Genomic DNA, 10,562 nt, shown 5'->3' with positions numbered 1-10,562 from the left:
GTCAATAAGACCCCTCCGGACGGCAACGTCCGCCACAGCGTCCCCATCGTCTAGTGGCCTAGGACACCGGCCTCTCACGCCGGTAACAGGGGTTCAAACCCCCTTGGGGACGCCAAAGAAAATACAGGGTTACGGTGAAAGCCGTAACCCTTTTCTTGTTTGGGAACAGTTTGGGGGCGGCCGGGAACAGGCCACGGGCGGGGGCTGGTTTTTCGGAGGGGGTTGGCCGTCCTGGGGGGGGCGGGCTTCTGGCCCTAGGCCTCGTGTACTGCCGCGCAGTCCTGGGCGCCCAGGCCCCGGGCGCTGGCCAGGGTGAAGCGGGCCAGGGCCTGGCCCAGCATGGGCGGGTCGATGCCCAGGGCCTGGGCCATGTCGCAGCCCAGGCGCACGTCCTTCAGGGCCAGGTCGAGGGCGAAGCGTGCGGGCTCGTAGTCGCCAAGGACCATGGACCGGCCGCGCGCGGCGAGCTGGAAGCTGGCCGCTCCGGTGTCGGCCAGCAGCCGCAGCAGGGTTTCCCCGTCCACCCCGGCGGCCATGCCGATGCGCAGTCCCTCGCTCAGCACGGCCAGGTTCGCCATGCCCACGAGGTTGCTGACCAGCTTGACGGCGCAGGCCGCGTCGATGCCGCCCACGTTGTTCAGCTCTCCGATGATCGGCCACACGTCGGCCAGGGCCGCGATGGCCCGCTGGTCGCCGCCCGCGAAGAGCGGGGCCTCGGCCCGTTCTGCGTGGGCGGGGGTTTTGCCCAGGGTGCACTGCACATAGGCGATGCCCCGGCTGCCTGCGGCGGCGGCCAGGTCCCGGGCCGTGCCGGGGTCGATGGTGGACAGTTCCACATGGATCGCCCCGGGGCGCATGAAGGCATAGGCGCCGCCGGGCCCGAGCATCTTTTCCCGAACATGCGCGGGCAGGGGCAGGCAGGTGAAGACCACGTCGCACGGGGCCATGTCTTGCATGTCCTGGGCGGCGACGCCTGTGGCGCCTGCGGCCAGGGTTTTTGCCCGGCCCTGGGGGGTGCGGCTGTAGACGCGGACGTCCTTGCCCGCGCGGATCAGGTTGCGGGCCAGGGGGCCGCCCATGGCGCCCACGCCGATGAAACCGAAGAGCATTTCCGTTCCTTGTGGCTTGCGGTGTGCGGGCGCCGCCATGACGTGCGCCCCGCCGGGCCGCCGGGCGCGGACCGCCCGGTTTTCCGGGCCGGTGTCCGTGGCCCGGGCTAGCCGCGTTTGGAGGATTCGAGTTCCTTGACCTTGCGGAAGATGGTGCTGCGGTCCATCTGGAAGTGGCGCGACAGCTCGCTGATGGAGCCGTATTTCTTGAGCCCCTTGCGGATGAGCGCGGCCTCCACCTCCTTCATGATGCTTTTGAGCGAGCGGCCTTCGACGCAGGGCAGGGCGTAGTCGGCGTCGCCCCCGTCCGCCTGGGGGCAGGGGCGGATGCCCGCGAGATCCTGCGCCTCGATGCTTCCCTGCTTGCTGGTCACCACGAGGCCCTGGACCAGGTTTTCCAGCTCGCGCACGTTGCCCGGCCAGAAGTGGCCGCGCAGAACCCGTTCGGCATCCTCGGAGAAGCGCGCCTTCTTGCGGTATTTCCTGTTGTAGTAGGCCAGGAAGCCCTGGGCCAGGGGCAGGATGTCGGCCTTGCGGGCGCGCAGGGGCGGGATGGTCAGCACGGCGACCTTCAGGCGGTAGTAGAGATCGGACCGGAAGGTGCCCTTGGCCACTTCGCGTTCCAGCTCCTTGTTGGTGGCGGCGACGACGCGCACGTCCACCTTTTTCGGCGTGGTGGCGCCCACGCGCAGAACCTCCCAGTCCTGGAGCACGCGCAGCAGGCGCGACTGCATGGTCATGGGCAGCTCGCCGATCTCGTCCAGGAACAGCGTGCCCGACGAGGCGGCCTCGACGAGCCCGGCCTTGCCGTTCTTGCTGGCGCCGGAAAAGCTCCCCGGCACATAGCCGAACAGTTCGGTTTCGATGAGGTTTTCGGGGATGCTCCCGCAGTCGACCTTGATGAAGGGCGCCTCGGCGCGGTGGCTTTTGCGGTGGATGTGCCGGGCCACCACGTCCTTGCCCACTCCGGTCTCGCCCAGCAGGAGCACCGTGGCGTCGGTCTCGGCGATGGCCGCGGCCTCGGCGTACAGGCGCTGCATGGCCTTGCTTTGCACCACGCGGGGATACTGGCTGCTGGTCACGCCCTCGTGGCTCAGGGCCTGGAAGGTTTCGAGCAACTCCTTCTGGGCGCCGGCCTCCTCGCGCAGTTCCGTCAGCACGGTCACGTCGCGCAGGACCGTGACGACGTAGGCCACGCGGCCCGAGGCGTCCTTGATGGGGTTGCCGTCCAGCAGCAGGATGCGCCCGTTGAACAGGTTCTGCACACTGGAGACCTTCTCGCCCGTCTCGACGACGCGCGGGTTGAGCACCACGTCGAAGACGCCGCTTTGGACCATGTCCTGGGCGCGCTTGCCCAGGATCGTTTCGCGGGGGATTCCGGTCAGTTCGGCGTGGCGGCCATTGACCAGCACGACCACGCCCTCGCGGTCGGTCACGCAGATGGCGTCGCGAAAGGTGTCGCAGAGTTGTTGCACATAGTCGGCCAGCATGTGCGGACTATACATGTCTCCGTTCTCCAGCGGCAAGGGGCCCGCCCGTCCTTGCCGGGCGGCCCGGTGGGGGCTTCCGGCGGGCGAGGGGGTGCCCGCCGGAAGCGGTTCCATCAGCTGCCGTAGCCCAGGGCATACGGCAGCCAGGTGGCAATGGACGGGAAGAAGGTGATGATCAGGATGGCTATGGTCAGGGCCGCGATATAGGGCAGCACCGCCATGGACACGCGCTCCACCGAGAGGTGGGAGATGCGCGAGGCCACGAAGAGGTTGACCCCCAGGGGCGGCGTGAGCATGGCCACGTTGTTGGTGATGACCAGGATGATGCCGAAGTGGATGGGGTCGATGCCCAGCTTGAGGATGACGGGCAGCAGCACCGGCACCAGGATGATGATGGTGGCCAGGGTTTCCATGAACATGCCCAGCACATAGAGCACCGCGATGATCAGCAGCAGCACGATGTTGGGGTCGGTGGAGATGCCCATGACCAGGGACACCAGGCGCTGGGGCGCCTCCTCGAAGGTCAGGATCCGGCCGAACAGGGTGGACGCGCCGACGATGAGCAGCACGCCGCCGCAGATCATGGCGCCTTCCAGCAGGGACTTGTAGATGTGCTCCCACCTGAGGGCCCGGTTGATGACGACGCCCACGAAAAGGGCCCAGACGATGCCCACCACGGAGGCCTCCACCGGGGTGGCCATGCCGGTGTAGATGGAGCCCAGGATGATCACCGGGGTCATCAGGGCGAAGAAGCAGCGCCCGCATGTGCGCAGGAAGGTGCCCATGTGGAAGGGCGGCTGGTCGGCGTCGCCCGAAAAGCCGTTCTTGCGCGCCAGCAGGTAGGCCGTGCTGCACATGATGCTCGCCACCAGGAACCCGGGGATGAAGCCCGCCGTGAACATGGCCGTGACCGACAGGTTGCCCAGGATGGCGTAGATGATCATGGGGTTGCTTGGCGGGATCAGCACGCCGATGGTGCCGCCGGAGGAGGCCGCCGCGGCCGCGTAGTCCTTGGAGTAGCCGTTGCGGACCATGGCGGGGATGAGCAGGGTGCCCACGGCGGCCACGGTGCCCGGTCCGGAGCCGGAGATGGCGGCGAAGAACGTGCAGGCCAGGATGGTCGTGATGCCCATGCCGCCGTGCATGCGGCCCACGAGCTGCTTGACCACGTCCACGATCTGGTGGGTGATGTTGCCGTATTCCATGAGCGAGCCGGCCACGACGAAACAGGGGATGGCCAGCAGCGGGAAGAGGTTCAGCCCGTCGAACAGGGAGTTGTGGATGATGGACAGGGGCAGGATGTCGCTGCACAGCAGGGCCGCGGAGGCGGAGACGACCAGGCCCATGAAGATGGGCATGCCCAGCAGGAACATCGCGGCCATGGCGATCAGGGAAATTTCAAGGGGCGTCATCAGACCTGCTCCTCATAGTTCACCAGTCCGGCCAGGGTTCCGGCCCGCCAGGCGGTGTAATAGCGTTCGACGATGCGCCAGCTCATGAGGGCGAATCCGAAGGGGATGATCATCTCGACCCAGGCCTTGACGATGCCCAGGGTGGGCGAGGTCTCGGGGAAATCCAGCCCGTCGCGGATGACCTCGATGCTCTGCACGACCAGGAAGATGTTGAAGCCGAGCCAGATGGCGTCGCAGACCACGCGGAAGAAGAGGCGCCCGCGGGTGCCGAGCTTCATGAACTGGGCGGTGATGCGCACATGGGCGCCGCGTTTGGCGGCCAGCGCGGCGCCCACATAGACGCTCCACAGGAAGGAGAAGCGCGAAAGCTCTTCCGACCAGGCCAGGGCGGAGCCGAAGACGAAACGCATGAACACCTGAAGGATGAGGCAGAGGATCATCACGCCCACCAGGGCGGCGCAGGCGTATTCCTCGAGGTTGTCGTATAGGTTGCGTGCAAGCCGCATGCTGTTCTCCGGAGGCTGTCCCGGCGCGCAGGGACGCTGCGCGCCGGGGGGTGACCACGTTACTGCGCCATGATCCGCAGGGCCTGGTCCACGAAGTCCTTGCCGCCCACCTTGTCGTAATACTGGGGCCAGATGGAGCGCGCGGCCTCCATCCAGGCGGGCTCGTCCTCGAGGTCGTTGATGACCATGCCCTTGTCCAGGCAGGCCTGGAGGGCGAGGGCTTCCTGCTGCGCCGACCACTGCCACTCGTGGAGCGCGGCCTCCCGGGCGGCGCGGGCGATCAGCTCCTGGGCCTGGGGCTCAAGCTTGCGGAACCAGCTCTCGGAGGCCAGGATGGGCCCCACCCAGAGCAGGTAGCGCACGTTGGAGATGTACTTCTGCACCTCCCAGAACTTCTGGTCGCGGTTGATGGCGTGGGGATTCTCCTGGCCGTCGATGACGCCCTGCTGGAGGCCGTTGAAGGTTTCGGACCACGCCAGGGGATGCGGCTCGACGCCCCAGGCGCGGAAGGCCGCCAGCTGGAGCTCGACGGGGGGCACGCGGATCTTCAGGCCCTGGAGGTCGGCCAGGTTGCGGACGGGCTTCTTGGCGTTGGTGATCACGCGGTAGCCGCCGATGAGCCAGGCCAGGGGCCGGGTGCGGCTCTCCTTGATCACCTTTTCGGCCACCGTGTCCATGAACTGTTCGTCGCCGAAGAGCTTTTCGGCGTCGGCCAGGGAGGGGAAGAGGTAGGGCAGGTAGAACACGCCGGCCGACGGCGCGAAGGGCGTGAGGTTGCCGCAGGCCAGGACGGCGATGTTGATCTCGGCGTTGCGCAGCTGCTTCACGTTGGCCTGCTCGTCGCCCATGGAGCCGCCGTAGAAGGTCTGCACGGTGATGGCTCCGCCCGAGTCCCGTTCGACGATGGACTTGAACTTCTCGATGGCCTCCACATGCAGGCTGCCCTCCGGGTTCGCCGTGGCGGCGCGGATGGTCATCTTCTTGAATTCCGCGGCGGAGGCGCTCCCCGCGAATGCCAGGACCGCGGCCAGCAGGCCCAGGAAGAGGAAGAATCGCTTCGTTGACTTCATTGCGGACTCCTTTTCGGCTGTTTTGAGCCGGGGAGGGGCCGAGCGGCCGCCCCGGCGCGTTGGGCGATGCGCCTACAGGCCAAGCAGCCTGGCGGCATTGTTGAACATGACGTTTTCGAGCACCTGCGGCTCGAAGGGCAGACGCTTGTACAGGGCGATCTGCTCCTGGAAGTCCATGAACGGGGAGGCGCTGGCGAAGAGCACCTTGTCGCCGATGAGCGTGTTGGCGGCCTGGATGTAGCCCTCGGAAAAGGGCTGCTCCTCGTATTCCGCAAGGTCGATGTAGACGTTGCGGTGGCGGTGGACGGTCATGATGGCCTCGCTCACCCAGGGGTAGCACCCGTGGCTGATGACGATCTTCAGGGTCGGGAAGTCCGTGGCCACCCGGTCGATGTGCCGGGGGTGCGCGTCGTCCATGACCGCGTTGTCCACGAGGGTGGCCGGCCCTGTGGTGATGACGACAGGGACGTTCAGCTCGCAGCATTTGGCATAGATGGGGTAGAACCGGGCGTGGCTGGCCGGGATGCGCGCCAGGTAGGGGTCGATGGCCGCGCCGCGCATGCCGTGCTCGATGACCATGCTGGTCAGCTCCGCCAATGCCTGCATTCCCTTGTGCGGGTCAAGCCCGGCGAAGCCGATGAACTTGTCGGGGTAGCGGCGCATGAGGGCCACGATGCCCTGGTTGCCGGAGGCCAGGCCGTAGGTGGTCTGCGCGTCGCGGCCGGTGACCACGCCCCTGACCACCCCCTGGCGCTCCATCGCCGCGACGATGTCCTCGATGGGCTCCGGCTTGGCGCGCTCGGCGTATTTGAACAGGTTGAACATGCCCCCGAACACCGTGTTGGCGAGCATGCCTTGCACGGCGTCCGGGGTGCTGGGGCGAAAGCGGAAATCGATGATCTTCATGGGCGGCAATCCTTGTGGCTGGATGTGACTGTGGCGCGCGTCGCGTCGGTTTGCCTGGGGCAAGAAGCGTGCCCCCTGTGAATTTCGGCACAAGAAAAGGGCCTGCCCCCGGCGGTCCGGTGACAATTTCCGCTTGTATACCAAGGGGTTTTCTCCCAGGCTGTGCCGTGTGTTTTTTTTGGAGCCAGCCGCGCCGCCTCCGCCGCGGTCGCTGGGGCGCGGCTGGAGCGCGACCGGGGCGCGTGCCGCGCCGGGAGGTCCGGCCCTCGGCGTTTGTGCAGTGATTTCGCCCCGGTAACATTCTGGAATAATTGCATCATTTTAATCAGTAATGGGAACTGTTTGCTTTATTTATACGCGGGGAGGTCTGCGTTGCCTTTTTGCAACGCCTGGCGCCTGAATGAAAATTCAGTGTTCCCGGATTGTTGTCGCTACGGAGGCGCCCGAATGATGCAAAAATGCACAGCTCCATGCGGGGCTTGTGTTTTTTCGCACAGGATGCCCTGCGCCCAAAAAAAGAGCCCGCCGAAGCGGGCTCGGGACGCCGCGCGGGGCGGGTCCTAGCGGGCGATTTCCTTCAGGCGTTCCATGAGCCGGTCGTCGGGCTTCGCGTCTCCGAGTTCGTAGCGGCGGCCGAGGTAGCCGTACTTGGGCTGGCCCATGCGGTGGTAGGCCAGCAGCTCGTATTCGATGCCGGGGCGCCGGGGGATGTGCCGGCGGATGGCGCGGATGTCCGCCTCGGTGTCGTTGAAGCCGGGGATCACGGGGGTGCGCACGAGGATGGGCAGGTCGGGAAATTCCGCGCAGACCCTGGAAAAGTTCTCCAGGATCAGCGCGTTGTCCGCGCCGGTATGCTCCCTGTGCCGCGCGGGGTCCGCGCTCTTGATGTCGAAGATCAGCCTGTCGAGGCTGGCGCACGCCTGGCGCAGGCGTTCGTAGGGATAGCAGCCGCAGGTTTCGATGGCCGTGTCCACATGGCGCCGCCGGGCCTCGCGCAACAGGGCGAGGGCGAAGGCATGCTGCGCGAGCGGCTCGCCGCCCGACAGGGTCATGCCCCCTCCGGAGCGGTGGTAGAACACGCCGTCCTCCTCCACCTTGTCCAGCACCCGGCCAACGGACATGGTTTCGCCGTAGACGCTTTGCGCGCCCGAGGGGCAGGCCCGCACGCAGGCGAAGCACTCCGCGCACCTGGAGCGGTCGTGCAGGATCATTTCATCCTTCAGGGCGAGGGCTCCCGAGGGGCAGGCCGCAAGGCAGCGCCCGCAGACCTGGGCCGTGAGGCAGCGCGTGGGGTTGAACGCGTGCTCGGGCTCGGGGCGCTGTGACTCGGGGTTGCTGCACCAGCGGCAGCGCAGGGGGCAGCCCTTGAGGAACACCAGGGTGCGGATTCCCCGACCGTCGTGCACGCTGAACTTCTGGACATTGAAAACGATGCCTTGAACCTGTGCGTCCGTCATGGGATTCCCTTTTCGCGCCTCGCGCGGGCGCGCCGTCGTAAGGAGAAGGGGGGCGGGGGCCATCCCCCGCCCCCCGTTGGTTGCCGTCCCGGCCGGGCCTAGAACTGGGCGTGCTCGGTGCGGTCGATGATGTCGTTTTGCAGGTCGCGGGACAGGTCGCAGAAGTAGGCGCTGTACCCGGCGATGCGCACCAGCAGGCTGCGGTAGTTGTCCGGATCCTTCTGGGCGTTGATGAGGGTCTGCCTGTTCACGATGTTGAACTGCAGGTGCCACAGCTTCAGGTCGCACCAGGTGCGGATGAGGTCGACGATCTTGCGGGTGCCCTCCTCGCCGGCCACGCACTTGGGCGAGAGCTTGATGTTCAGCAGGCGCGAGGCGCGGTTGGTCATGCCGTAGTTCTTGGAGTGGTAGTTGGAGAGCAGGACGGCGGTGGGACCGTTCTTGTCCGCGCCGTGGGAGGCCGAGGAGCCGTCGGACAGGGCCGTCCAGGCGTGGCGGCCGTTGGGCGTTGCGGAAACGACCTTGCCGAAGGGCACATGCGAGGTGATGGGCACATAGCGCACGTCGACATGCACGCCGCGCTCGCGGGAGCTTCTGGCGGCCTCGACCTGGGTGAAGCGGTCCACGTCCTTGGCGATGGAGTCGGCGTAGGGGTCGTTGTTGCCGTAGCAGGGGGCGTTGCGCAGCATCTCGCGCACGGGCTCGAAGCCCTTGAAGTCCGCCTTGCAGGCCTCGATGACCTCCCGCATGGTCAGCCTGGCGTCCTCGAACACGGTCTTGCGGATGGCGGCCAGGGAGTCGACCACAGTGCCGTAGCCCAGGAATTCGAAGTAGGAGTAGTCCACGCCTCCGGGGATCTTCTCGGTGTGCAGGTCCATGAGATTTTCCATGCACAGGTCGTGCAGCACGGAGGACAGGGGCGCGGCGAAGTGCTGCGGGCGCAGCTTGTCCACCACATGCTGCTGCTGGAAGGCCTTGCGCAGCAGGTTCAGGTGCTGGGCCTTGTAGGCGGCGTAGAACTCGTCCCAGGTCTTGAACCCGGCGGGGTCGCCGGTCTCAAGGCCGATGACCTCGTCGCCGTAGCGCAGCATGCGGCCGTTGTAGAGCACCATCTCCAGGGCGGTGGCGAAGTTCACATACACGCATCCGGAGGTGTAGGTGTCGCGGTTGGGCATGCGCGTCTCGGTGCAGCCCGACACGGCGTAGTCCAGGGCCTCGGCGATGGGGCAGCCCTTGACGGTGTTCAGGAAGACGACTTCCTCGTCGTTGATCAGCTTCGGGAAGCCCGAGCCGTCCTTGATGGTCAGGGCGACCTCGCGCAGGAAGCGCTCGGGCGAGCGGGAGTGGATGCGCGCGGCCAGGTCGGGGTAGTTCAGGGGGAACTCGCGCTTGGACTCCAGGAAGAGGTAGGACAGATCGTTGGTGGCGTCCTCGCCGTCGGGGGTCTGGCCGCCGATGGTCACGGCCTCCCAGTGGGCGTAGCCCTCCTGGAATTCCACGCCCGTGGGGTTGATGTACAGGTCGATGAACTGGGCCATGTCCACCCACATGCATTCGAGCAGCTCCTTGGCCTCCTCGCGGGTGATGCGGCCCTCCTCGATGTCCTTCTTGTACAGCGGGTAGAGATACTGGTCCATGCGGCCGTTGGAGATGATGGCGCTGGCCTTCTGTTCGATGCGCGAGAACATCTGCACGAACCACTGGCACTGCATGGCTTCGCGGAAGGTGCGCGCCGGGTGGGCGGGCACATGGTCGCAAATCTGGGCGATCTGCAGCAGCTCGGCCTTGCGGCGCGGGTCGGCCTCCCCGGCGGCCAGCTCGCGGGCCAGGTCGGCGTGGCGCCTGGCCCAGATCATGATGGCGTCGCAGACGATGATCATGGCCTCAAGGAAGGGCTTCCTGTCCCAGAGGTCCACGGAGTTGGTCAGGTCCAGCCCGGCGAGCTTCTCCCGCGCCTCGGCCTGGATGTCGAGGAAGCCGCGCGTGATGACCTTTTCGTAGTCCGGCACCCACTGCAGGGCGGAGCGGTAGGAGGAGGTCTCGCTGACCACGAACTTGGACTTCAGCCCGCGTTCGTCGTGGTAGGTCACGCCGCGGATTTCCTCGGGCAGGGTCTTGTTCAGGTGCTCATGGTAGGTCTTGCCTTCCCAGTAGGGGGCGATTTCCTCCATGACCGTCTTGATGTCCTCCTGGGAGATCTGGAAGGGGCTCTTGTCGCGCTTGTCCAGGTCGACCAGCACCTCGCGGTAGAAGTCGCCGTCGATCTCGGGGTACAGGATGCCGTAGCGCCCGAGCTTGCCCACGCGCCCGGCCAGCAGCTGGTTGGGCGTGATCCATACGGTGATCTTCTCGGCCACGTTCCTGAGCGCCTTGGCCCAGCGCAGGGTCAGCAGCTCGCCTTCGGTCTCGCGCATGGATTCGGTGAAATACTTGGCGCGCTCCACGTCGACGTGGGGCAGGGTGAACTGGATGCTCTCCAGGATGCCGTAGACGCGCTCGCGGCCCTGGCGATCGATGTCCTTGCCGATGACGCGCTCTTCCTGGGGAGACATGCAACAACCGCATTGGCTCATGGTGAAACTCCTCAATAGGGTGTTTTGTGCTCGAACCGG

8 protein-coding genes and 1 tRNA gene are annotated in these 10,562 nt (G+C 66.4%); 1 reads left to right on the top strand and 8 read right to left on the bottom strand.

Annotation, left to right across the window (positions count from 1 at the left end; genetic code table 11):
• Positions 1 to 39 precede the first annotated feature (39 nt).
• Positions 40 to 115: transfer RNA gene (locus M0P34_RS09495), tRNA-Glu, on the top strand.
• A 139-nt stretch (positions 116 to 254) separates the two neighbouring features.
• Here M0P34_RS09495 and M0P34_RS09490 read toward each other — a convergent pair.
• From M0P34_RS09490 to M0P34_RS09455, 8 genes are all read right to left on the bottom strand, one after another.
• Positions 255 to 1,109, bottom strand: a complete 855-nt coding sequence (locus M0P34_RS09490) for an NAD(P)-dependent oxidoreductase (protein ID WP_291498676.1) — start codon at positions 1,107 to 1,109, stop codon at positions 255 to 257.
• Positions 1,110 to 1,216: 107 nt separating this feature from the next.
• The gene (locus M0P34_RS09485; RefSeq protein ID WP_291498675.1) at positions 1,217 to 2,614 is read right to left on the bottom strand and encodes a sigma 54-interacting transcriptional regulator; all 1,398 of its coding nucleotides are present in this window, start codon (positions 2,612 to 2,614) and stop codon (positions 1,217 to 1,219) included.
• A gap of 98 nt (positions 2,615 to 2,712) precedes the next feature.
• Positions 2,713 to 4,011 carry a TRAP transporter large permease gene (locus M0P34_RS09480; RefSeq protein ID WP_291498674.1) on the bottom strand — a complete coding sequence of 433 codons (1,299 nt, stop codon included), beginning with the start codon at positions 4,009 to 4,011 and terminating at the stop codon, positions 2,713 to 2,715.
• On the bottom strand, positions 4,011 to 4,517 hold the full coding sequence (locus tag M0P34_RS09475; RefSeq protein ID WP_291498673.1) for a TRAP transporter small permease: 507 nt from the start codon (positions 4,515 to 4,517) through the stop codon (positions 4,011 to 4,013). Before M0P34_RS09475 ends, M0P34_RS09480 begins: the two co-directional genes overlap by 1 nt.
• A 59-nt stretch (positions 4,518 to 4,576) precedes the next feature.
• The gene (locus M0P34_RS09470) at positions 4,577 to 5,587 is read right to left on the bottom strand and encodes a TRAP transporter substrate-binding protein (protein ID WP_291498672.1); all 1,011 of its coding nucleotides are present in this window, start codon (positions 5,585 to 5,587) and stop codon (positions 4,577 to 4,579) included.
• A gap of 72 nt (positions 5,588 to 5,659) precedes the next feature.
• Positions 5,660 to 6,493: an amidohydrolase family protein gene (locus M0P34_RS09465; RefSeq protein ID WP_291498671.1), complete on the bottom strand. Its 834-nt coding sequence runs from the start codon at positions 6,491 to 6,493 to the stop codon at positions 5,660 to 5,662.
• A 560-nt stretch (positions 6,494 to 7,053) separates the two neighbouring features.
• The gene (locus tag M0P34_RS09460) at positions 7,054 to 7,950 is read right to left on the bottom strand and encodes a glycyl-radical enzyme activating protein (RefSeq protein WP_291498670.1); all 897 of its coding nucleotides are present in this window, start codon (positions 7,948 to 7,950) and stop codon (positions 7,054 to 7,056) included.
• 98 nt (positions 7,951 to 8,048) lie between these two features.
• Positions 8,049 to 10,523, bottom strand: coding sequence for a glycyl radical protein (locus tag M0P34_RS09455; RefSeq protein WP_291498669.1), 2,475 nt, complete (start codon positions 10,521 to 10,523; stop codon positions 8,049 to 8,051).
• Positions 10,524 to 10,562 lie beyond the last annotated feature (39 nt).

The sequence above is a fragment of the Desulfocurvus sp. genome (assembly GCF_023230885.1).
In the GTDB taxonomy this organism is placed as follows: domain Bacteria; phylum Desulfobacterota; class Desulfovibrionia; order Desulfovibrionales; family Desulfovibrionaceae; genus Desulfocurvus.
This window is presented reverse-complemented; position numbering and strand designations above follow the sequence as displayed.